The organism is Streptomyces sp. NPDC051322, assembly GCF_040689485.1.
Taxonomy (GTDB): Bacteria; Actinomycetota; Actinomycetes; order Streptomycetales; family Streptomycetaceae; genus Streptomyces.
Map to the genome: position 1 here is coordinate 1 of NZ_JBFBAK010000023.1, position 21930 is coordinate 21930.

The 21930-nt window shown below is 67.5% G+C and carries 18 protein-coding genes, 1 tRNA gene and 3 pseudogenes; 9 read left to right on the forward strand and 13 right to left on the reverse strand.

Translation table 11 applies throughout. The features are described from left to right. The first annotated feature begins 111 nt into the window (after positions 1 to 111). The gene (locus AB0436_RS30175) at positions 112 to 1200 is read left to right on the forward strand and encodes an MFS transporter (protein WP_366471132.1); all 1089 of its coding nucleotides are present in this window, start codon (positions 112 to 114) and stop codon (positions 1198 to 1200) included. A 327-nt stretch (positions 1201 to 1527) separates the two neighbouring features. Beyond that, positions 1528 to 2289 carry a hypothetical protein gene (locus AB0436_RS30180; protein ID WP_366471117.1) on the forward strand — a complete coding sequence of 254 codons (762 nt, stop codon included), beginning with the start codon at positions 1528 to 1530 and terminating at the stop codon, positions 2287 to 2289. A 107-nt stretch (positions 2290 to 2396) separates the two neighbouring features. On the opposite strand, the gene AB0436_RS30185 is transcribed toward AB0436_RS30180, so the two are convergent. After that, positions 2397 to 2999 carry a hypothetical protein gene (locus tag AB0436_RS30185; protein WP_366471118.1) on the reverse strand — a complete coding sequence of 201 codons (603 nt, stop codon included), beginning with the start codon at positions 2997 to 2999 and terminating at the stop codon, positions 2397 to 2399. A 169-nt stretch (positions 3000 to 3168) separates the two neighbouring features. Continuing rightward, a tRNA-Arg gene (locus tag AB0436_RS30190) sits at positions 3169 to 3241 on the reverse strand. 339 nt (positions 3242 to 3580) lie between these two features. Here AB0436_RS30190 and AB0436_RS30195 point away from each other — a divergent pair. From AB0436_RS30195 to AB0436_RS30220, 6 genes and pseudogenes are all read left to right on the forward strand, one after another. Beyond that, the gene (locus AB0436_RS30195; protein WP_366471133.1) at positions 3581 to 5185 is read left to right on the forward strand and encodes a dynamin family protein; all 1605 of its coding nucleotides are present in this window, start codon (positions 3581 to 3583) and stop codon (positions 5183 to 5185) included. Positions 5186 to 5340: 155 nt separating this feature from the next. Further along, on the forward strand, positions 5341 to 7317 hold the full coding sequence (locus AB0436_RS30200) for a GTPase (protein ID WP_366471119.1): 1977 nt from the start codon (positions 5341 to 5343) through the stop codon (positions 7315 to 7317). 67 nt (positions 7318 to 7384) lie between these two features. After that, entirely contained in the window at positions 7385 to 7786 is a 402-nt protein-coding gene (locus tag AB0436_RS30205; RefSeq protein WP_366471120.1) for a single-stranded DNA-binding protein, read from the forward strand. Between the two features lie 328 nt (positions 7787 to 8114). After that, a complete protein-coding gene (locus AB0436_RS30210) occupies positions 8115 to 9449 on the forward strand; it encodes an LAETG motif-containing sortase-dependent surface protein (RefSeq protein WP_366471121.1) in 1335 nt (444 codons plus the stop codon). A gap of 174 nt (positions 9450 to 9623) precedes the next feature. After that, a complete protein-coding gene (locus tag AB0436_RS30215) occupies positions 9624 to 10412 on the forward strand; it encodes an MBL fold metallo-hydrolase (protein WP_366471122.1) in 789 nt (262 codons plus the stop codon). Between the two features lie 154 nt (positions 10413 to 10566). Continuing rightward, positions 10567 to 11409: pseudogene (locus AB0436_RS30220) on the forward strand (polysaccharide lyase family 7 protein). Between the two features lie 264 nt (positions 11410 to 11673). Here the strand turns inward: AB0436_RS30220 and AB0436_RS30225 are convergent. The 11 genes and pseudogenes from AB0436_RS30225 to AB0436_RS30275 form a co-directional block, all read right to left on the reverse strand. After that, a pseudogene (locus AB0436_RS30225) lies at positions 11674 to 12842 on the reverse strand (site-specific integrase). Positions 12843 to 12914: 72 nt separating this feature from the next. Then, positions 12915 to 13076, reverse strand: a pseudogene (locus tag AB0436_RS30230) (mobile element transfer protein); the annotation flags it as partial. 20 nt (positions 13077 to 13096) lie between these two features. Beyond that, the gene (locus AB0436_RS30235; protein ID WP_366471123.1) at positions 13097 to 13774 is read right to left on the reverse strand and encodes a DUF2637 domain-containing protein; all 678 of its coding nucleotides are present in this window, start codon (positions 13772 to 13774) and stop codon (positions 13097 to 13099) included. A gap of 80 nt (positions 13775 to 13854) precedes the next feature. After that, positions 13855 to 14031, reverse strand: coding sequence for a hypothetical protein (locus AB0436_RS30240; RefSeq protein ID WP_366471124.1), 177 nt, complete (start codon positions 14029 to 14031; stop codon positions 13855 to 13857). Positions 14032 to 14106: 75 nt separating this feature from the next. After that, complete coding sequence (locus AB0436_RS30245) at positions 14107 to 15465, reverse strand: FtsK/SpoIIIE domain-containing protein (RefSeq protein ID WP_366471125.1); 1359 nt, start codon at positions 15463 to 15465, stop codon at positions 14107 to 14109. Between the two features lie 582 nt (positions 15466 to 16047). Next, positions 16048 to 16728, reverse strand: a complete 681-nt coding sequence (locus tag AB0436_RS30250) for an MAE_28990/MAE_18760 family HEPN-like nuclease (protein ID WP_366471126.1) — start codon at positions 16726 to 16728, stop codon at positions 16048 to 16050. Next, positions 16703 to 17806: a DUF262 domain-containing protein gene (locus AB0436_RS30255; protein ID WP_366471127.1), complete on the reverse strand. Its 1104-nt coding sequence runs from the start codon at positions 17804 to 17806 to the stop codon at positions 16703 to 16705. The genes AB0436_RS30250 and AB0436_RS30255 overlap by 26 nt, the downstream gene beginning before the upstream one ends. A 134-nt stretch (positions 17807 to 17940) precedes the next feature. Further along, on the reverse strand, positions 17941 to 18285 hold the full coding sequence (locus AB0436_RS30260) for a hypothetical protein (protein ID WP_366471128.1): 345 nt from the start codon (positions 18283 to 18285) through the stop codon (positions 17941 to 17943). Then, entirely contained in the window at positions 18275 to 19021 is a 747-nt protein-coding gene (locus AB0436_RS30265) for a GntR family transcriptional regulator (RefSeq protein ID WP_366471134.1), read from the reverse strand. The genes AB0436_RS30260 and AB0436_RS30265 overlap by 11 nt, the downstream gene beginning before the upstream one ends. Further along, positions 19021 to 19245, reverse strand: coding sequence for a hypothetical protein (locus AB0436_RS30270; RefSeq protein WP_366471135.1), 225 nt, complete (start codon positions 19243 to 19245; stop codon positions 19021 to 19023). Before AB0436_RS30270 ends, AB0436_RS30265 begins: the two co-directional genes overlap by 1 nt. A gap of 367 nt (positions 19246 to 19612) precedes the next feature. Then, positions 19613 to 19891 (reverse strand): hypothetical protein, encoded by a 279-nt coding sequence (locus AB0436_RS30275; RefSeq protein WP_366471129.1) that lies wholly within the window; start codon positions 19889 to 19891, stop codon positions 19613 to 19615. Positions 19892 to 19969: 78 nt separating this feature from the next. Here AB0436_RS30275 and AB0436_RS30280 point away from each other — a divergent pair, with 78 nt between their 5' ends. Further along, positions 19970 to 20725: a GntR family transcriptional regulator gene (locus tag AB0436_RS30280; RefSeq protein WP_366471130.1), complete on the forward strand. Its 756-nt coding sequence runs from the start codon at positions 19970 to 19972 to the stop codon at positions 20723 to 20725. The last annotated feature ends 1205 nt before the right edge of the window (positions 20726 to 21930 follow it).

The window sequence follows — 21930 nt, forward strand, 5'->3', positions numbered from 1 at the left end:
CCTCCGTGTGGTGCGTTCCTAGACAGCTCCACCACATCGGAGGTCTTCGCCATGTTCAAGGCCCACGACTGTCAACAACGCTCGTGATCAATACAACTAGGGCTGGTCTTCCTGCTGCCGCTGGGCGACCTGCTGGAACGACGCCGGCTGGTGTGCCGGCTGACCCTCGCTACGGCGCTCTCGCTGGCACTGACCGCGATCGCGCCGAATGCCGGACTGCTGCTGGCAGGCGCCGCAATGACCGGTCTGCTGTCGGTGACGGCACAGGTTCTGGTGCCGTTCGCCGCGGACCTGGCCGCACCGCATCAGCGGGGCCGGATCGTGGGTACGGTGATGAGCGGTCTGGTGCTGGGCATGCTGCTGGCCCGCACCGCCTCCGGGGCGCTGGCCGCACTCGGCGGCTGGCGCACGGTGTACTGGGCCGCAGCGGTGGCGATGCTCGCCCTGACGGCCGCACTGCACCGGGCGCTGCCACAGCACCGAGGATCCGCCCGCCTGCGCTATGCACAGTTGCTGCGCTCCACCGCCCGGCTGCTTGCCGAGGAGCCAGTGCTGCGGGCACGGTCGGCGATCGGGCTGCTGGCGTTCGCCTGCTTCAGTGTGCTGTGGACTTCCCTGGCCTTTCTGCTCTCCGGGCCCGGTTACGGCTGGTCGGACGGCGAGATCGGGCTGCTCGGCCTGGCCGGAGCCGCGGGTGCGATCGCCGCTCAGCTGGCCGGGCGGCTGGCCGACCGCGGTCGGACGACACTGACCACGGCGGCCGGTGCGCTGATGTTGCTCGGCTCCTGGGGACTGCTGGCGCTGGGGGCCCGCCACCTGGCCGCGTTGATCGCCGGGATCGTGCTCCTGGACCTGGCGCACCAAGGAGTGCACATCACCAACCAGTCGCTGATCTATGCGGTGCGACCGGAGGCACGTGGCCGCATCACCTCCGCGTATATGACGTGTTACTTCGTCGGCGGGGCGATCGGTTCCGCCCTGGCAGGCGTGGTGCACTCCCATGCCGGGTGGAGCGGAGTGTGTGCGCTGGGCGCCACGCTGTCCCTCCTGTTGTGTTCGGTGTGGGCGGGCAGCACCGCCAAGGTGCGCGACTGGTGGTACCGGCAGCCCCGGCTGCGAGAACTGTGGGCGGTGGGGAGCGCCGCGGTCATGGCTGTGGGCCTGCTGGTGCTCCTTGCCCTGGCGATACGCCTGAGCTGATGACGGCAGCAGGGGCCCGCCCCGGCTCGCGGGCAGGCAATCTCCGCAAAGACATCACAAAGACTACGCACTGCCTTCCGTTGACACCGTTAGCGTTACCTCCGCTTCAATCCGAGCGCGAACGTGTGAGTTCACCGGCGTCCTGCGTGGCGCAGCCAGCACAGAAAGTTCCTGATGGATTACTGCTTCTCGTGCCACCGGACGCTCAACGGGGCCTTGGTGTGCCCCGGTTGCGGCGCATACGCCCCGGACATCGAACCGCCGGCGGCCGCCCAGCACGGCTTCGACAGCACGACACCGAGGCCGTCGTGGGACGCTCCGTATAGCGTGGCCGTTCCGTATACCGAGGCCTCCGGCGCCTCCGAGGCCTCCGAGGTCGCGGAGGCGGATGCGGCGGAGGCCCCGCCAGAGGTTGCCGCGGAAGCCGACATCGTGTCCGTGGCCCCCATCGGACAGGGCCGTGCGGCCCGTCGTCGCCGGATGGCCCTCTGGAAGAAGAAGCGGCGCCGTGCCGCAGTGGTGGGTGCGGTGGCGTTGGTCGGCGGTGGCGTAACGTTTGGCCTGCTGCCCCACGGCCCCTCGGGCACCTCGACGCAGGCCGCGTCGACGCCGGACCCGGAAGCGCCGGTTTCGACCGCGATAGACAACTCCCGCCCGTTGGTGGCGAAATCCGACGCCGGTGCCTCCGCCGATGACGAGGCGCGTGTCGGTCCCTCGAGGAACAACAGCCGACCGCACGACATCGCCACCGCCCCGGCTACCCGGAGGGTCCCGGCGGCCGCAGCGACGACGAGCCCGCAGCAGTGGCACGCCGAAACGTCCCCGTCGTCGGTCGCGACGAGCCGGTCGGCTCCTGCCACGGCTCCAGCCATGGCTCCGGCCTCGGCTCCTGCGAAGACGGAAGCAGCGACCCCGCACACTGCCCCCGCGGCGCCTCAAACGGCGACCGCGCCGGCCGCCGCCGCACCCGCCTCCCGCTCGAACACGGACACGTCGACCGCGAACACCTCGACCGCGAACACCTCCCCCACCACGTCACCGCATACCTCCCCGGTGCACGTCTGCGTGCTCGGCCTCTGCCTGGGCTGAGCGGGCAAGCGATCTCGGCCGGTGGTGCAGTCGGCGCACGGCGGACGCCACAATCCGGCTGGAGCAGGTTGCGGGTCTTCGGGCCGCGTTCGCGTTCGCTGCACCACTCAGAGGCGTTCGAGTTCTTCCGCCCGGCGCAGGTCCTTCGGGCGGCCGACCGCCCGGCGCATGCGGATCAGATCCGCGCGCCGGACATAGTGCACCTCGAAGCCGCCCGGGTCGGCGACGGTCTGCGCCCGGTCCAGGAAGTCCGCGACGGCCAGCGAGCCCCAGGGCAGGGCCGGGGTGCAGCAGTCACCACTCGCGCCGGGCGAAGCGAACTGGACCTTGGGACGGAGGAAGGCGTCCGGGCCGAGCGGGACGGACGCCCCGGCGCCATCGCTGAGCCTGGCGCCCACGGCCCGGAAGGCGGCGGTCAGGAGCTGGGCCTGAACCGGATCACCGTCCCACAGCAGGTCGAGATCCCCGGTCAACTCGGTGGAGCCGTGCAGGATGCCGGCGACCTGACCGATGACCACGACGCGGGCGCCCGCCTCGTGCAAGGACCTGAGCAACGGCAAGGGGTCGAAGCCGTGCGCGTCATCGGTACCGATGGTGCCCACCGTGTCGTCGGCACCCTCGTGGCTCAGCCCGGTGGCCAACCGACCGGCGGTGAACTCCCGCGTGCGCCGCAGCGCTTCGTGCAAGCGCTCCACCATGTCATCAGCCATCCGACCATCCAACACCGGATCTCGTCGCGGATGAAGTCCTGGAGCGGGCCGGCGGCGCAATAGCGGGCACGGGCCCGTTTATGCGTTCGCTACGGAGCGCCCGCTACGGTGCTGCGCACCAGTAAAAAAGACCCTCCCGAAGGGAGGGCCGTGTACGGACGGGCGGGAGTGCCCCCGGCAGGACTCGAACCTGCGGCCAAGCGCTTAGAAGGCGCCTGCTCTATCCACTGAGCTACGGGGGCCGGACGTGTGGCCTCGGTGGCCTGGAGCCCCGGGTTGGACGGGTGCGTGACCTTGCCGGGGAACAGGATAGGGCTCCGTTCGCCTGCACCCCGATGCTCCACCTCCGTGACACGATGTGGAGGTTCAGTGAAGCGAACCGATAATCGCAGGCAGGTGCGAATATCGCACGGATTTTGGCGCCTTGAGGCCCGGGTGTTGTGCACTCGTTATGCCTGCGTCCCACTCGTCCCGAGTGTCCCTCGTGTCCGAACGGCCCTGATCACCCCCGATCGGCGCGCAGAAGTGGCCATACGCTTCAAAAAGCCAACCAAATTGGGCATTCTTCCCATGTGGTGACCTTGGATGTACGGCCTCAGCTGATTGACGCACTCTCCGCCCTGCGTGACCGAGTCGCCGCCGTGCGCCTTCCGCTCCCCCTTCCCGGGGCGCCGCGTGCGCGCCGGACACGGACCGAGCTGCTCGCACAGCTCGACGACTATCTGGTGCCCCGGCTCAGATACCCGGAGGCGCCGCTGCTCGCCGTGATCGGTGGTTCGACCGGAGCCGGGAAGTCCACCCTGGTCAATTCCCTCGTGGGGCGGCGGGTCAGTGAGGCCGGGGTGCTCAGACCGACGACCAGGACCCCGGTGCTGGTCTGCCATCCCGACGATCAGCACTGGTTCGCGGGACTGCGGGTGCTGCCCCAGCTCACCCGCGTCTGGCTGCCCGAGCAGGACGACACCGGAGACGACGACGTACCGCACGACTCCGCGCAGGGGGCCTGCAGCACGCTGCGGGTCGAGGTGGCGGAGAGCCTGCCGCGCGGGCTCGCTCTGCTCGACGCGCCGGACATCGACTCGCTCGTCGCGGGCAACCGCGCACTGGCCGCCGAGCTGATCTGCGCCGCCGACGTGTGGATCATGGTCACCACGGCCTCGCGCTATGCGGACGCCGTGCCCTGGCATCTGCTGCGTACCGCGAAGGAGTACAACGCGACGCTCGTCACCGTGCTCGACCGGGTGCCGCACCAGATCGTCGGAGAGGTGTCGCAGCAGTACGGCGCGCTGCTCACCCGGGCCGGCCTCGGCGACGCGCCGCGGTTCACCATCCCCGAGCTTCCCGAGTCCGCCGGCGGCGGCAGCGGACTGCTGCCGACCACCGCGGTGGCGCCGCTGCGCTCCTGGCTCACCCACCGGGTGCAGGACCCGGCCGCCCGGCAGCAGTCGTTGGACCGCACGGCCAACGGGGTGATCGATTCGCTCGGCTCACGGCTCCCCGAGCTGGCCTCGGCCGTCGCCGTGCAGTACGCGGCCGCCGTACGGCTCGCCGGCACCGTCGAGGAGGCGTACGCGAGGGAAGGCGCCCGGGTACGGGCGCGGCTGCGGGCCGGGGCGGCGCTGGCCGGCGACGCGCGGGCCAGATGGCGCGGCTACCCGCTGGTCAGCTCGTCGGGGGAGCTGCTGGACGCGCTGGTGGAGAGCTTGACGGTACTGCTGGAGTGCGCGGTGGCCGCCGCCGACGAACGGGTGCGCGACACCTGGCGCCAGGAGTCCGCGGCGGCCGAGCTGCCGACGGAGGTGGTGGACACCGGTGAGCGTGTCGGCCTCGCGGTACGGCGTTGGCGCCGGGTGCTCGAGGAACTGGCCGAGGAAGAGGTGCAGCATCTCGACCGGCAGTCCGCGCCGGACCCCGAGGCGCTCGCGGCGCTTCTCGCCGCCGCGCTGCTCGGCGGGCGCCGGACCCGCCGGGCGGGGGAGCGGCTGGCCGAGTGGATCGGTGCACAGGGGGTGCTGCGGCTACGGGACAAAGGCGCGGACCTGCTCAGCAGCTATATCGACCGGGTACTGCACGCCGAACGCGACCGCAGACTCGCACCGCTTGACGCACTCGATGTGGGGCCCGAGCCGCAGGCCGCACTGATCGCCGCGTTGTCCGTACTGCAGAAGGAGAGGCACCTGCGATGACCGGAACCTTTGGGGCGACCGAGGCCCGTGGCGATGGGGCTCGCGGCAGTGAGACCCGTGGCAGTGAGACCCGTGGCAGTGAGGCTCGTGGTGTCGGCGATGCGGTGGATCGGGCCGGTACAGGTGATGCCAGTGAGGCCGGCGAGGTGTCCGGCATGCGTGAGGTGAGCGGTGAAACCGCGGTGAAACGCATGACCGGAGTCGCCGACGCACACGACGCACCCGACCCGGAAGACGCCGGCCGCTCCGACAGCGCCGCCGGAGCGGCCGGAACCGCCGAGCACAGCGCCGCCGGCGCCGACGCGCCGGCCGGGGAGTTGCAGGACCTGGACGACAGGCTCGGCGCCGCTGACATCCCCGATACGGCAGCGGCTGACGAGTCTGCCGGCTACCAATGGGACGACGGCTTCATCGCCCGGCGCGCGACGGCGCGGGACGACGAAACCGCCGACTCACCCGACTTCGACCTGCGCAGGCTCCTCGAGCCCTACGAGGACTTTCCCCGTTCCGTCGCGTTCGGCACCGAGCTCCGCACCCGGCTGGGCGCCCTGCGTGAGCTCGTCGGGCTTTCCCGCACCCGCCTGGCGGAACCGACACTCGCCGAGGCGGGCCGGGTGCTCGACGAGGCGTCGGCCAGACAGCGGCTCTCCTCGCAGCACACCGTCGTCGCCATCGCGGGAGCGACCGGCAGCGGCAAGTCGACGCTCTTCAACGCCCTGGCCGGGGTGGCGATCTCCGAGACCGGGCTGCGCCGGCCCACCACGTCCGCGCCGCTCGCCTGCAGTTGGACGGACGGCGCCGCGGGACTGCTCGACCGGCTGTCGATCCCGGGACGGCTGCGCCGCAGGCCCTGGATGAGCGCCGGGCCGGGCGAGGCACTGCACGGACTCGTCCTCATCGATCTGCCCGACCACGACTCGGCGGTGACCGCCCATCGCGACCAGGTGGACCGGGTGATGGAGCTGGTCGACGCGGTGATCTGGGTCGTGGACCCGGAGAAATACGCGGACGCGGCCCTGCACGACCGCTATCTGAAGCCGCTCGCCGGCCATGCCGAGGTCACCTTCGTGGTGCTCAACCAGGTGGACCGGCTGCCAGGTGACGCCACCGACCAGGTGCTCGACGATCTGCGCCGCCTACTCGACGACGACGGCATGGCACTCGGCGAGCACGGCGAGCCGGGCGCCACCGTGCTGGCGCTTTCGGCGCTCACCGGTGACGGGGTGGACGAACTGCGAGAGCTGCTGGGGCGGTTCGTCCAGGAGCGAGGCGCCGCGGCGCGGCGGCTGTCCGCGGATGTCGACGCGGCGGCGAACGGGCTCAGGTCGGCGTACATCGCCGACGGACACCCCGGACTCGGTGAACTGACCCGCGAGGAGTTCGGCGAGCGGCTCGGCGACGCGGTGGGCGCGGCGGCCGTGGGCGAGAGCGCGGAGCGCGAGTGGAGCCTGAACGCGATGAAGGCCTGCGGGACACCGTGGCTGCGGCTCTGGCGCTGGTACGAATCCACCCGGGCGCCCGGCGGACTCGAACCGACCGTGCCGGAATCCGAATCCGAATCGGCGGGGGCGAAGACGGAGCCGGAAGCCACCTCCCGACACGAGGTGGAACAGGCGGTGCGCACAGTCGCCGACGAGACGACGGACGGGCTGCCGACGCCGTGGGCGCTGGCGGTGCGCGAAGCGGCCGTACGCGGCGCGGAGGGCCTGCCCGAGGCACTCGACGAGCTGGTGGAGAAGGCGGTCGAGCAGGCCACCGACGGCCGCACATCCCGGCCTGCCTGGTGGCGGGCCGCCGTACTGACTCAGGTACTCATGACGGTGCACCAGGTCCTGGGTGTGCTCTGGCTGCTGGCCGAGGCGGCGGGCGTCCTGCATGCGGGTCCGCTCACCCCCGTGCTGGTCATTATGGCCGGGACCGCCGGCGGCCCGCTCGTGGAGTGGCTCTGCGCGATGGCAGTACGGGGCCCGGCACGCCGACACGGTCAGGACGTCGAGCGGCGGCTACGGGAGGCCGCCGGAGCCTGCGGGCGGGGGAAGGTGCTCGACCCGGTCGCCGGGGAGCTGCTGCGGTACCGGGAGGTGCGCGAGCAGTACGTGACGGTGGACGGTTTGTCCACAACCGGCAAGTAATCCACAGGCTTCAGCGGAATCGCCCTCCTCGGGCCAGCATGGTCCGAAACAGGAAGGGGCCAGGGATATGAACGACACTTTGGTGACGCTGGTAGGAAATGTGGCCACCCAGCCGGAATTCCGCGATTCGGTGACCGGTGGAATGGTGCGATTCAGGTTCGCGGTCACCGCGCGGCGTTGGGACCGCGGGCAGCAGAGCTGGTCGGACGGCCCGACAAGCTTCTACACCGTCTGGGCATGGCGGACGCTGGCGGCGAATCTGGCAGGTTCGGTCTCGGTGGGCGAACCCCTCGTGGTGCACGGCAGGTTGCGGGTGCGGGAGGAGGACCGCGACGGACAGCGCAGATTCTCGGCTGACCTCGAGGCGGTCGCCGTGGGCCATGATCTGACGCGCGGGACATCGGCGTTCAAGCGGGTGGTCAAGGCCGACCCGGCCCTCGTCGAACGCGCGAAGGAGCCGGTGCCCTGATCCGGAGCGGACGGACGATCGCGGAATGGCCGAGAGGAAATCGCGCCAACTGCCCCTGACGGTAGAGATTTGTCGATATGCCCAGGTGGGAAGCGGGTGTGATAACGATTCTGATTCAGAATGGTTATCTGACGGCATGTGTGGAGGCTGTGTTGCTCCTGCGTCTCTAGGATCCGTGGATACTCACGGGGCATTTGAGTCCAGCGAGGAACCTCCCCACGCGCACCCGCGCCGCGCTTCGCGCGAAAGGTCCTTGCCCGAAGGGAATTCTGTGTTTTCTGGTTCTTCCATACGGCGACGGGCCACGTCCCGCCTTGCCGCTGCGGCTGTGGCCGCAGGACTGGTTGCCGGCGGCACGCTTGCCGTTGCCGGCCCTGCGTTTGCTGACGACGCTCCGACCAGCTCTTCCGGCGTCACCGCGACGCTCGAGAAGGCGACCGTCGCGGTCGGCGACACGGTACAGATCGACGGCAAGGATGAGGGCGCCGGCCTCTTCGAGCTGCAGGTGGACGGCGGCGGGACGATCAAGACCTACTGCATCGATCTGTACCACTACACCCAGCCGATGACCCCCTACAAGGAGGTCACCTGGGCCGAGTCGTCGCTCGTGCACAACGACAATGCGGGCAGGATTCGCTGGATCCTGGAGCACTCCTACCCGCAGGTGTCGCCGGACGCCCTCAGCAAGACGTTCGGTGTCACGCTGAAGGAGGGCCAGGCGGCCGCCGCCACCCAGGCCGCCATCTGGCACTTCTCGGACAACGTTGACGCCACGTCGACGAACCCGGATGTCCAGAAGCTGACCGACGCGCTGGAGAGCAAGGCGCAGAACGTCGGCGAGCCCGGCGCGTCGCTGTCGCTCGGTTCCCCGGAGGTGGCAGGCCACCCGGGCGAGTCGCTCGGTCCGGTGACCGTGCACACCAACGCCTCTACCGCCGAGGTGGCGCTCGCCCCAGGCGCGCCACAGGGCGTCACCGTCGTGGGCAAGGACGGCAAGCCCGTCACCCAGGCCACCGACGGCACGCAGCTGTTCTTCAAGGTGCCCGCCGGCACGCAGCCCGGCTCGGCCAAGCTGACCGTCAGCGCGCAGACCACGGTGCCGATCGGCCGGGCCTTCGTCAGTGAGTCCAAGATCCAGAGCCAGACCCAGATCCTGGCCGGCACCAGCACCGCGTCGGTCGAGGCGGTCGCCACCGCCAACTGGGCCAACAAGGGCCCGATCCCGGCGGTCTCCGCCATGAAGGACTGCGCCAAGGGCGGCGTCGACATCACCGCCAGCAACAAGGGTGACCAGCCGTTCACCTTCGAGCTGGGCGGCCAGAAGCACACCATCGAAGCGGGCAAGTCCCAGACGGTGACCATCCCGGTCGCCGAGGACCAGGCCTACGACTTCACCATCAAGGGCCCGAACGGCTTCGAGAAGCGCTTCCAGGGCGTCCTCGACTGCAAGACGGCCGGCACTCCCGCCCCCAGCGCCGCCCCGTCGTCGCAGCCCAGCCCGGCCTCGGCCGGCGGCAGCTCCTCGGGCAGCAACGGTGGCGACCTCGCCGAGACCGGTAGCTCCAGCTCCACGCCGATGATCGCCGGCATCGCGATCGTCCTCGTGGTCATCGGTGGCGGCGCGGTCTTCATGCTCCGCAGGAAGAACGCTTCGGGTCAGTAGGCCCCCCGCGTAAGCAGTCGGTGAGCACGGCGTGACCGTGCGGCGGCTGCTGCGGCCCCGGTATGCCTCGGCGTACCGGGGCCGTTTCCGTCACGGCGGAATGCCCGTCGGCGTGCACGCGTTGCTGATCATGCGGCGGGCGTCCCGTCGACTGGGAGCAGGCGAAGGGCAGCTATGAGCGCATCGACTCCGGCCGTTGGACTGACCGTTCACTATGTCGGCGGCCCCACCGCGGTCCTCGAGATCGGGGGTTTGCGGCTGCTGACCGATCCCACTTTCGACGCGCCGGGGGACTACCCCCTCGGTGACCGGAAGCTCGTCAAGAGCGTGGGCCCGGCGCTCAGTCCGGGCGAGATCGGCACGGTCGACGCGGTGCTGCTCTCCCACGACCAGCACCCGGACAATCTCGACCGCGCAGGCCGCGGATACGTTGCCGAAGCCGCACTGACCCTGTCGACCGCTTCCGCACGCGAGCGACTCGGCGGAAACGTGCGGGCGTTGGCCGACGGTGAGCAGGTCGAGTTGAAGCGCCCGGACGGCGGAACGCTGCGTCTCACCGGAGTGCCCGCCCAGCACGGCCCGGACGGCAGCGAGCACCTGGTCGGAGAGGTCACCGGCTTCGTGCTGTCCGGCGATGACGCGCCGACGGTCTATGTCAGCGGCGACAACGCGTCGCTGGAGGTGGTCCGTGCCATCGCTCAGCGGTTCGGACCGTTCGATGTGGCACTGCTGTTCGCAGGCGGCGCCCGGACACCGCTGGTCGGCGACGCGTACCTCACCCTTCCCAGCGACCGGGCCGCAGAGGCGGCCGCGCTCCTCGGGGCGCGGCAGGTCGTACCGCTGCACTTCGAGCACTGGGGACACTTCACCCAGGGCGCCGACACGCTGACCGAGGCGTTCGCGAAGGCCGGTCTCGCCGATCGGCTGCGGCTGCCGAAGCCCGGTGAGCGGATCGATCTGTAGCAGCCGGGGTACCTGCCGCTCTCGGGCCTGTCCCGCAGCAGCGCAATCGTTGACACGCTCACGTCATAGCCCTACCGTGTGCGCGTTCATCGACGCACCCACTGTTCATCAGTGTGAACTTCAGGCCACCGAGTCGACGGGAAGGCACCCCCCCATGCGCACCCGCACACTGTTCATTTCCCTGGTCACTGCGACCGCCGCCGTCAGCGGCTTGGCCCTCGTGGCTCCCGCCGCGTCGGGAGCCACGAGTGAGGCACGTCCCGCACTCGCTGTCCCGGACAGCTCCAACAGCGGTGCCCGGGTCCTCGCGGACCCCTCGGTAGCGCCCGGCGGTAACTTCGACCTGTCGGTGTGGCAGCTCCAGGAGCCGGTGGGCTCGGCCGGGCACCCGACCACGATCTCGTCGTCCCGGCTCCAGGGGGCGGACGGCTTCCAGGACTCGTACTTCTCCACCGACACCCGCGACGGCGCGATGACGTTCTGGGCGCCTGAGAAGGGTGTCACGACCCCGAACTCCCACTACGCCCGTTCCGAACTGCGTGAGATGAACCGCGACGGCAGCGCCGCGAACTGATCGCTCAGCGGCAGCCACCGCCTGAGCGCGACACTACGCGTGGTGTCGGTGACGTCGAACGTCTGCGTCGGACAGATCCACCTCGGCACGGGCGGTTCGTCCACCAAGCCGCTGGTGGAGCTGTACTACCGCTCGAACGGCGACATCGTCGTCGGTACGGAGAACTCCCCCTCGGGCGGCCAGGCCACTCATACGGTGGGCCACGTTTCGGTCGGCAGGACATGGAGCTACACGATCGCCGTCTCCGGCGGCCACACCATCGACCTGACGGTCAACGGCAGCACCACGCACTACGCCATCCCGTCGTCCTTCAACGCGTACAAGCAGTACTTCAAGGCAGGTTCGTACAACCAGTCCTCCTCCAGCAGTACCACCAAGGGCGCCCGCGTCGGCTTTTACGGACTCACCGTCTCGCACGGCTGAGCGCGCACGTCCCGCCCGCGCGATGGTCGGAGGCCCGTGAGCCGCCGGCGCGAAGCCTCCGACTCCGTAACAGCAACGGAGCGCCGCAACGACAAGCAGTGACCGATCGGCTACCCGCAGGACAGGAGAAAAGTCCAGGTCACGGATCCCTGGCGATACGGGTTTCCATCGGGGGATGGACGTCAGCAAGATGGGGTGTTACTTGCCGAACCAGGGCATGAAACAGCCCCTCACCAGCAGGTTTCCCGCCAATGAGGGGCCGTGTCAGGCGGCTTGGGCCGTCTCTGGGCCGTCGTGAGCGTGACCGGCGGCCCGGTACATGGCGCTGATCGCCTTCCGGGGTCCGGGTCTCACTGCTCGGCATCAGGTGCGTGTAGACGCGAAGCGTGAACCCCGGATCGCTGTGCCCGAGGTAGAGGCTGAGGGCTTTGATGTTCTCCCCAGCATCAAGCAGAACCGAGGCGTAGAAGTGCCGCAAGGCGTGCATCCCGTGCTCTCGGGCCGCCGCGTAGCGCTGCCCCTTCTTGGGTTTCGGGATGATCCCGGCAGACGCCAACGCAGGTTTCCAGGACTGATCGTTGAAGGCATTGCTCCAGATCGCCTTGCTCGCAGGCCCTGTGAAGATGAGCCGCTTGGTCACCTTCGGACCGGTCGGCGTGAGCCAGGGCAGAGTCACCTCCACAGGCGGAAACGACTTCATGTGCTTGACCAGTGCTGCCGACACCTGGGTATCGAGCGGGACGTCTCGGAGCTTGCCGCGCTTCGGAGGAGCGAAGACGAGCGTTCCCCGGACCTTCTTGACCTGCTGTCGCACATACAGCCAGCCGAGGTCACCGATGTTGTCCACCGAGAGACCGAAGACCTCACCCTGGCGCAGTCCGCAGCCACTACCAACGTCGATCATCGCCTGATAGCGCTCTGGCAGAGCGGCGCGTACTGCGAAGATCTGTCCTGCGGACCACGGGGATACGCGTGTCGGTGTCGCACGCGGAGCCTTGACCGATCGAGCCCGGCAAGGGTTCGAGGCCAGGAGACGGTCATCTACGGCTGCGTTGAGCACGGAGGAGACGGCTTCGAATATCAGACGCCGGTAGGACGCCGACGCCAGGCCCTCCTCGAGTTGCCGACTCCAATCGCGGATGTGTTCCGCTTGGAAGGACCCGATGGGCTGGGCACCGAGGTAGGGCAGCGCGTGAAGGCGGAGCCGTCCCTCTACGGCGGCACGGCTTACGAGATCAGTGGTGCGTGACGACAGCCAGCGTTCCGTGTATTCCCGGAAGGTCGTGCGGCCCGCACGAGGGTCGATGTACTGACCACGAGCCATGTCAGCTTCGATATTGGTCAACCAGAGGTCGGCCAGGCGCTTCTGCTTGTCGGGAGCTCTTGCTCTTCTCGGTGCCATCGGGGCCGATGTAGCGGGCGCGATAGCGCATGCCCGTGCCGTATCGATCCGACTTGACCTTGAGGGTCTTGCCGCCCGTGTCAGTGACGACCTTGTACCAGCCGGCGAGCTGTGCGGCCGACTGGGAGGAGAAGTCGGCGGACCAGCCGCAGTTGTCGTTGGAGCACACGGCGGCGTGTTTGTTGCGGCCGTTGCGGTCGCGGTGGGTGCCGATCTGCACCGGGCCGATCCGCATCACGGAGTGGAAGAAGTCGCGAGCAGGCATGGCAGGTATCTCCTTCTTGATCAGATGAGTTGCGCGGCGATGGCCGCAGCCATGGGGGCAGGGACCCCGAGGCGAGTCCGGAGGGTGTCCGTGTCGATCGCGGAGCCCGTACGGGAGCAATGATCTTCGGCGACCTTGCGGGCGTGCTCGACGAGTGGCGCAGGCACGGCGGGTGCTTGAGGCGCGGGAGCCAGAGCCGGGACAGGCTCGGCAGCGGGCAGCTGCTCAGGCTCGGGGCCGGGTGCTGAATCGGCCGGCACGGGGAGCGGGCGATCGACCGAGGGAAGCGGTTCGGGCTCGGGTGTGGGGTCGGTGTCCGGTTCGGTGGTTGGTGCGTGGACGAGGAGGGTGCCGCCGAGGAAGGCGAGGGCGGGCCATCCGGCGACGAGGATGCACAGCCAGTCCGGCACGTACTCCAGGTCGAGGAGCCCGGCGGTGGCGATGTTCGCGCCCAGTGACGCGGTAAGCGCGACAGCGAACCACGTCCAGGCGGCGCGGGTCGGCTCGTGTGCGGTGCGCAGGTTGCGCAGACGGCGCCAGGCCGCGACCAGCAGCAGGTCAACGCTGATGGGGTAGGCCCAGGCTTTCCAGCCGTCTTGTCCGGCGGCTTGGGCGATGTCGTGCAGGTGGGCGAAGGACAGGGCACCGGCGATCACGGCTTGCACCAGAACGGCGTCCAGGCGAATCGAGCGGGTCATGGTCTTCACCTTTTTCAAGGGGGGGTAGAGCCGCGGGCCGGGAGGGGCTCACAGGTCCTGCCGCCCAGCCCCGGCGGTGATCAGTCGTTGGTGACGTCGCCGGTACCGAGGCAGCTCAGGCAGAGGCCGGTCTGAGTGGCGTCGATGGCCCGGCGGGTGCGGCCGACGCGGACACTCACGGCGACCTCTCCGGTGCCCTTGCACGTGGTGCACTTCCTTGTACGGCGACGGGCCGGGGTGGTCTTCTTCGCGGTCACGGCTTCCTCCTTCGGGCATGGCGGGGGTAGGGAGTTGGCGCGGGTGCGGTCACGCCGACCGTCGAGCGGGGTGGGCTATGCGGTGGCGGGCGCGGTGGCCGGGCCGGGGACCTTGACCAGGGACACGCTCGGCATCACCGGCCGGAACGCGGCGAGTTCCGCAAGGTCCGGCGTGCGGTGAGCATGAGCGTTACAGGCGGTCACGGCCTGCCGCAGCGACGTGAACGGGGTGCGGATGCGGACCCAGCCGCCCGTAGAGTCCCCGGCAATGGCCATGCCCGGGCGTTCGATGGGGATCTGTGTGGTGGCGGTGACGGCGTCCGGTGAGATGTCGCCGAACGCCATCTTGGCGGAGGCTTCATCGTTGACCCGGTGCGAAACCCGCCCGGTCAGCTGGGCACGGAGCATGGTGATGCCGTCGCCGAGTTCGGATCCGAAGCGCTGCCCGCAGATCTCGACGTAGATGCCTGCCGCGCGGCCGAGCTGGACCAGGCGGACCAGGGCGGTGATGATCCGCTCCCGGCGCTTCTTCTCCGCACTGTTCGCGAACAGAGCCAGCTCCGCCACCTCATCCACCAGGAGCACGACGGGGACCGGGCGCAGGTGGTCGGGCAGCCCCCAGATGTCGGCGGTGATCTCCGCATCCGGCGTGTCCGAGCTGATCCGCTGTTCGCCCCGGATGACCTGGTAGGTGTCGGCCATCCGCCCTACGAGGGCTTCCAGCAGTTCGGCCGCATCGTCGGGGTTGTCGGCGAGGGCGGAGAAGCGGCGGGCGAGCGGGAATAGCTCCACTCCTTCCTTGCAGTCGATGCCCACCAGGGCGACATCGAGGGCGGCGAGTTCCTTGACCAACTGCCGTTGGTAGACCGACTTTCCCGACTCCGTCGCGCCCAGGTTCAGGGCGTGCGGTACCTGCCGGTAGTCGCGGTAGTGGACCTCTCCGTCCTCCCGCAGTGCGACCGGGATACGCAGGCCTTCACCGCGGGTGAGGGTGGCGGGCATCTGGACCCGCTTGAGGACGTCGTAGCCGGTCATCCGCAGTTCGACCACACCCGAGCGGATCTCCCGGGAGGTGATGCCCTGCATGGAGAGCGAGTGCCGCAGGCGGTCCGTGGAGGCGGTGAAGTCGAAGGCGTCCTGACCGGGCCGCATCTTCAGCCGCAGCACCAGCCCCGTTCGGGTGGGACGCATCCGAACGCTGCGCGGAGGCCGGGAGTTCGGAGCCGGACGGTTCGCGACCCGTGTCAGCGTCAGGCGCAGCCGGGACGGCGGAACCGTGAGTCCGCAGGCGTCCATCACTGAGGCGTACCGGACCGAGACCCGCAGCATCGCGAAGACGATGCCGAAGGCCATCCAGTACCAGACCGGACGCAGCGACCGCAGCATCAGCACGGCCGCCACGACTGCCAGAACGAGAAGTGTCCAGACGCTCATGTCAGGCGGCCTTGCGGTTGCTGGCCGACTCTGCGAGCGAGGTCACGGCGACGGCGCGGAAGCTGAGCCGAGCGGTGACAACAATGACTCGGCCAGCTCGGCCGCTCCCTGCGCAGAAGGCATGAACGGAACCGTAGCTCAGCAGCCCAATCAGCCGACAGCTCGCCAGCAGCCTCCGGGGCGTGCGGTAAGAGTTTCTCTACTTCATCAAGGCGCCGCGCGAGCGCGGCGCGCGCCGCAGCCCCCGGCCGCGGGCTGCCTCTGTCTCCGCCCCGGCTGCCCCCGGCCGGGCGGCGCACCGAGCGCGACACCAGCCCGAGAGAAACGGCCGGCACGAGGGTGGGGAAACCCGCTGTGGCTGGGGCGGTCGGCTCCACGGCTTTAGCCACCTCCCCGGTTCGGGTCCCGCGTCGAGCAAGACCAGGGGGCCACTCGTTCAAATTCCGGGCAGGATCACAGGCTGCCCGAGTTGCCAGCGAGCGTACGGCCCCCTGATCATGCTCGACCCCAAACCGGGCAGGACACCGGCCAAACCCGCTCCGCCGACCTGAGTTAGGCCCTAAAGTGGGAGGATCCTGCAGCTCAGACCTTCAAATAGTGATTTGATGACGCGGCCCGCTTCAGCTGGTCGGCGTAGGTGTCAATCAAGATTCGCGCTCCTTCGATCCGATTCCTCACATCCACCGAATCGAAACTAACCAATTCTCCGTGAGCGACCTGATTACGCGCAAACACCAGTCGCTGATCGATAAACACGCTCCGCGTCTCATAAAAGGGAAGAATGTCTAGGCCAATCCCTTGAACGATCTCTTTGAAGACCGTGGATGACAGATTGCTTTCGGTGTCGATGCACTTATCTGGAGAGATAGAGAAAATTTCTAGGCGTCGCGTGTCGATTTCTTGAAGTAGCTCGCCCAGGTATCTTGACTTATTGCTGGCGGCAGCTCTCTTGAAAGCAGATGACACATAGACGGCCTGAAACGGAAACTTTAGATCCGCAACCTTCACGCTCGCGTCATTTATGAGCCGAACGTAAGCGATGCTGCCTTGCTTAACGAAGCCTTCCCAGTGTGCATACGTGAGGACTACCGCAGACCGTGCAATGCAGCTGAGCCTGGTAGGGTCGGGATTCTGTTCAGTAACCATCAGCAAAAGATTGGACAGTTCAACCTTTCGCCGGGCCAATTGTCGATCAATCCCCTCGATGAACCGTGACGGATCCAACGAATCCTCCCAATCAGGCCGAGAAGAGCTGACGCCCATAGGGAATTGTTCTCTTCATGCGCTGATCGGCTCGTTGTCCCGTGGCGTGACCGGGTGCGAAATTATCGTCCTTCCACAACGTTTCGCGAGCTTGCCGAACCTCGTCGACACTGAAAGTCCGCTCAGACACATAGTGGCCGAGGCCGAGTGCCAGAACTTCGAAGGCCGTCGATGAAAAAGCGCCTTCCGTGCGCTCCATGCGAGGGTTCCACTTGCGCATCGCATCGGTATCCAGCGCGGACCTTAGAGCGCTGAAGCATGCATCGAAGGCCTCTTTTTCCTGTCGCAGTTCGGCGTGCCTCTTATCCACGAATGGCAGAATCTCAGCGGATAGGAACTCACCGATGTTCCCGATGCTTGAAATCCGCTCCTCGGGCAAGCGGCGGAGGCTGATGAACCGCAGGGCCAGTTCTAGATGATATTGCTCATGGGTCAACCGTTCCGGCAAGTTTAGAACCTGCAGGAAATCGTCGGACGACGCAAGGTCCTGAAGCCAGTCAAAATGCGTACGGCTTAGGCTGACCAGTAGGCAGTTACGCAGTTCTTGGGGGGTTGCGATACTCCCGTAGGAATTGAGTCGCTGGAAGAGGTCGTACTTTGCGCGGTTGTCGCTTTCGCGTTTGATAATTTTGACGTCGACTCGCGCTCTTTTGAAGTCGAGCTGTTGGGCCCGGGTCAAGGAAGCGGTGGAACTTTCACTCGGCTCATAGGAGACCCCTTCAAGGCTCTTCAGGAAGGGCCCGGCCGCGCATACGAATGAGGGGATAAAGTCGCCGTTGTCGTCGCGTAGGATTCCCATGAATTGAAAGATAGTGGAAAGCCTCTGGACTCCATCCACTACATCCCAAATGCCATCCTCGTTTTGTGCGACGAAAATGCTCGGCAATGGGATTCCCAGGAGGATGCTTTCAACTAGCTTTGTGCGCTGCGCACTCGACCATCTGAAAATGCGTTGAAATTCTGGGTGGATGTCCATTTCGCCATCACGGTAGAGGTTTGCTATTTCGCTGATCGACATTGGGTACGAGTCGGTTGTGATCCGCTGTCGATAAATTTCTAGCTCTGATTCCAGCGTCATTCCACGATGCTAGCATTTGACCTCGCTAACGTCTGCCTTTTCGTAGTTGCCGTGTTCCGTCGTGCTGGGTACTCGATCGGCAGAGGAGCCCCAGATTTGGTCTGGGGCTCCTCTGCCGATCGCTGTCTTGGTTGCTAGCCGAAGGCCACCGGCAGCCTCAGAGCTTCGTCATCTCCGTCGCCAGGCGTTGCAGTCGGTGGACGAAGGCGGTGGCCTCGGCTGATCGCCACCCGGATCGCGTCTCGCAGGGCTCCGCTCAAATCCGTTGCCAGGAGTCGCAGTTCGTTCGGTTCCGTCTCGTCGTCGCTGAGTACGTCGACCGCGCGCTCCAGGAGTTCGGCCGCCATGCCCAGCTGTACCGCTTCGGTGTTGTCGGCCACGCGGGACAGATGGCCATGGCTGTCGTCGGTGCTCAAGTAGCAGGGCTTCCCGTCGGGGCCCGACCATGGCAGGAGCCGCAGCTCATCGTCAGCCGTCATCCTCCCCTCCCCTTTCTCCGATCATGTGGTGGGTGGTGAACACGGCATCGGCGCGGTCCCCCGGAAGCACCAGGAACGCTGCCTCAACTACGCGTCCCGTGCTGTCGGCCGCAACGCGGGTGATCGCGAGCACGGCCAAGGTTGAGCTGATCCGTAGAGTTGCCGCTTCCTCCGGTGTCGGACGTCGCGTGGTGACTCTTTCCCGAACCTCGGACAGCGGGGGACGGAGCTCCGCCAACTGCGTCTCGATGCAGTTGAAGCAGGATGATTCGTCGGGCGCATCGGTCGGCGACAGATCGCGTGGGACATAGATACGAGCCGAGCTGTGCGGTGAATTCCCCTCGTGGCTGAGACAGAAGTACTCGGTCAATGGGCTGTCTGCCGACACCCTCAGCAAGCCGATCAACTGTCCTTGCGCCGGCAGGCTGGTGGTGCGGACGCTGATGCGTAAGGCCGACTCGGCAGGAGACTCCGGCTTGGCTCTGCGGCCACCGCCCACGTACGTGACTATGCGACGCGGGTGGTGGACAAAGTTTCCCTTGCCGTGGATCTTCTCGATGAGTCCTTCGCCCTGGAGGACTGCGAGGGCGCTTCGCAGCATCGCCGTGCTGACCGTGTACTGGGAGGCGAGCCGCGCTTCGGAAGGGAGACGTTCGCCGGCCTTGATCCGGCCGGTCGAGATCTGGGTCCGGATGTCGGCGGCGATGACGTGGCGGTGAGACGGCACGGATTGCATCACCACCTTCTCAGCGTCCGCAGCGCTACGAGCCGCGTCCGGGAGTGCATGGTGAGCAGCTCGCCCGACTCGAAGCGCAGGCGCTTTGCCCCGCCATGGAGTTGGAAGAGGTCCGCCACGCGACACGGTTGACCGCCGATCTGGATGACGTCGCCGCACTGCACACTCGCAGAGGTGATCTCGACAGGACCGGCCATAGCGCCGCCCGGTGCCCAGCCCCTCACTGCGTCGAGTCCGTCCGGGTACCGCGCCCGGTTTCCGCCGTGTGGCACGAGCAACTGCACGCCTCGTAGAAGACAGGGATACCGACCGGTGCGGCAGCCGGGGCGGACTGCGCGCACTCCAGGTGCGTACCGATCAGGCAGGAACTCGACCGATAGTGATCGGCCAGCGCGTGTGTGATGCGAGGCTGGTGACGAGGCGGCATCAGACAGCCTCCGCTGTCGCAAACTGCTTGCGCCCACAGTGATCACGAGGCGCGACCGCGGACCGGGCTGGTACTGGGGAGCGGCGGTGTCTGCTCATCGGAATGCACTGCTCGTCGGCGTGCGAGACGGTATGGCGGATACGGTTGAACATGCTGATCAGCTCCTATCGCTGATGGCCCGGCCCCCGGACATTGCCAGTCGCGGGGGCCGCTGTGCGTAAGGCCGCCCATAAGGTGCGGCCGTTCAAGCTGTTGGCGACGAGCCCGAATCGATCGGCCTCCGCCAACGCTTCCAAGACCTCTCGCCACGACTCGGCGGAGAGCGACTCTGGTACCTCCGCTTCGATCGAAGTCAGGTGGGCGTGACGTTCCACGCGAGGGGTGAGCCCGACAGCGGACAGCCGCGTTGCGAGGTCTTCGGCACTTGGCTCCGAAGCAGGCACAGAGCAGCCCCCGTCATCACTAGATCACTTTAAGTGAAGCTAGTTAACTAGATTAGACTAGTGGACTAGATTTTCCATATGTCTGAGCAACCGCCGTATCTCCGCATCGCCGACGAACTCCGGCGACGGATCACGGAGCATGAGTGGACACCAGGAGACCGCCTCCCCTCGCGCGCCCAGATCGCCCAGGAGTGCGGCGTCGGCGAGAACGTGGTCCGTCGGGCTCAGGAGCTACTGATCTCCCAGGGGACGCTGGAAGGCCGCGCCGGTTCCGGCACGTACGTCGCCGCTCCCCGTCGGCGGGTACGTGTGGTCCGCTCGTCGGCGCGCGAGCAGCCCGAAGGCTCCCCTTTCCGCGCGGACATGAAGGCCCTGGGCAAGCAGGGAGATTGGGAAAGCCGGACCGAGGCGAAGGTGCCGGCCCCGGCTGAGATCGCGTCGCGCCTCGGTATCGACGAGGGCGCCCTGTGCGTCCACACCGTGTACGAGTTCCTCGCGGACGGCAGGCCGGTGCAACTGTCGACGAGCTGGGAGCCGTACGACCTCACCGCCGGCACACTCGTCGTCCTCCCCGAGGGAGGGCCGCACGCCGGGGCCGGTGTCGTGAATCGCATGGCCGCGATCGACATCACCGTCAGCTACGCCGTTGAGCAGCCGGAGCCGAGGCAGGCGACCGCCGAGGAGGCGTCGCTCCTGGGTATTCAGAAGGCCGCGCTCGTCACGCACATCCGACGGACTTACTACAGCGACCAAGGACGACCCGTGGAGACAGCGGACATCGTGGTGCCCGCCGCCCACTGCGAGATCGTCTATGAGATCCCGATCAACCGCTAAGCGGACCTGGCGAAGTCATCTGCTTATCGACGGCTGCTACGGCCGCTGCCCCAGGGCGCCATCTGGATCGTCCAGGGCGGATCGTGCCAGCTCGCGGAAGTGGCGCAGACTCGGCCAATGGGCAGGTCTGAACGGTGGCGGGTCGCCCTGCCTGGCTGGCTCCAGTCCGCGCCCCACGAGGGTGCTACGCAGGATGAACCCGTAATCCCGTGTTACTGATTTGGCTTCCGCGGCCACGATGTCGGGCCCCGCTAGAGCCACGGCGCCCTCGGCCTTCGAGAGCGCCGACATGAGTCGGCGCGCCTCGGCGGCCCGCTCCGGCAGGTCTGCAGGCGCTGAGTCCCCAGTCGGGGTAAGGGCGGATATCGCTGGAGCAACTTCCTCTGTTGCGTTTACGAACCGAGCGTAGGCATCAGCGCGAGTCTGCCGCCGCCAGTGCTCGTGCTGCGAGCGGCGCTGGGAGTTCCCTGTGTTCTTGGCCGCGCGTACGGCCCCGAGGGCGCCAAGTCCCGCCCCAACTACAGTTGCGACACCGGCAATTGACGCCGTTCCCCCTAGATTCATTGCCTCATTATGCCAACTGACGCGGGATCAGTAGTGGACTTCACCGGGTCCGCTTAGTCGCTGCTCACAGAGCGACTTCTGACATCCACGGCTGACATCAACGAGGCCGGACGGCGAAATACACCAGCATCCCTGCCCCGGCCGTCGCACCGAGGGCGGGAGCCGGCGGCATGGGCTCGGATCGAACTCCTAAAGCGGTGGTTGAGCTGACTGCTGTACGGCAGCGGAGTACAGCAACCACCGTGACCGCAGGGGACCCTCGCTTACCGTAGGCAGCCGCCTGAACGGCCGAGTAGACCTCAGCGACCGCACCGCCGGTAGTTCGCATCGAGGGGGTCACCGTGCCGGCCGCGTCGGCTCGACTGGGGAGGCACGCGTCTCGAGCCGGACCCGCACCTTCACGTGGCTATACAGCGAACAGTTCCCGATCACTCCCCAGCCTCTTGAGTGACGACCGAGGACGGTCGCTGCCCGTGGCAAGTGACTAGGCGAGTTGCCGGTTGCCGACTAGAGTCGCCTCGTTACTGTTAGTCGTGAGGCCAGGACTAGTACTCCAGCCGTAGATCGTGACTGGGCTTGTGCCTCATGCTCTCCGTGGCTTACGAGGCTTGTTCCAGTTGCCGTGTGGTCGGTTTCGTTCC

Coding starts and splice junctions, on each gene's coding strand:
- AB0436_RS30185 (WP_366471118.1), bottom strand. CDS start 2,999: ATGGCTGATGACATGGTGGAGCGCTTGCACGAAGCGCTGCGGCGCACG.
- AB0436_RS30280 (WP_366471130.1), top strand. CDS start 19,970: ATGTCTGAGCAACCGCCGTATCTCCGCATCGCCGACGAACTCCGGCGA.
- AB0436_RS30205 (WP_366471120.1), top strand. CDS start 7,385: ATGAACGACACTTTGGTGACGCTGGTAGGAAATGTGGCCACCCAGCCG.
- AB0436_RS30235 (WP_366471123.1), bottom strand. CDS start 13,774: ATGACCCGCTCGATTCGCCTGGACGCCGTTCTGGTGCAAGCCGTGATC.
- AB0436_RS30260 (WP_366471128.1), bottom strand. CDS start 18,285: ATGACGGCTGACGATGAGCTGCGGCTCCTGCCATGGTCGGGCCCCGAC.
- AB0436_RS30215 (WP_366471122.1), top strand. CDS start 9,624: ATGAGCGCATCGACTCCGGCCGTTGGACTGACCGTTCACTATGTCGGC.
- AB0436_RS30200 (WP_366471119.1), top strand. CDS start 5,341: ATGCGTGAGGTGAGCGGTGAAACCGCGGTGAAACGCATGACCGGAGTC.
- AB0436_RS30265 (WP_366471134.1), bottom strand. CDS start 19,021: ATGCAATCCGTGCCGTCTCACCGCCACGTCATCGCCGCCGACATCCGG.
- AB0436_RS30255 (WP_366471127.1), bottom strand. CDS start 17,806: ATGACGCTGGAATCAGAGCTAGAAATTTATCGACAGCGGATCACAACC.
- AB0436_RS30245 (WP_366471125.1), bottom strand. CDS start 15,465: ATGAGCGTCTGGACACTTCTCGTTCTGGCAGTCGTGGCGGCCGTGCTG.
- AB0436_RS30250 (WP_366471126.1), bottom strand. CDS start 16,728: ATGGGCGTCAGCTCTTCTCGGCCTGATTGGGAGGATTCGTTGGATCCG.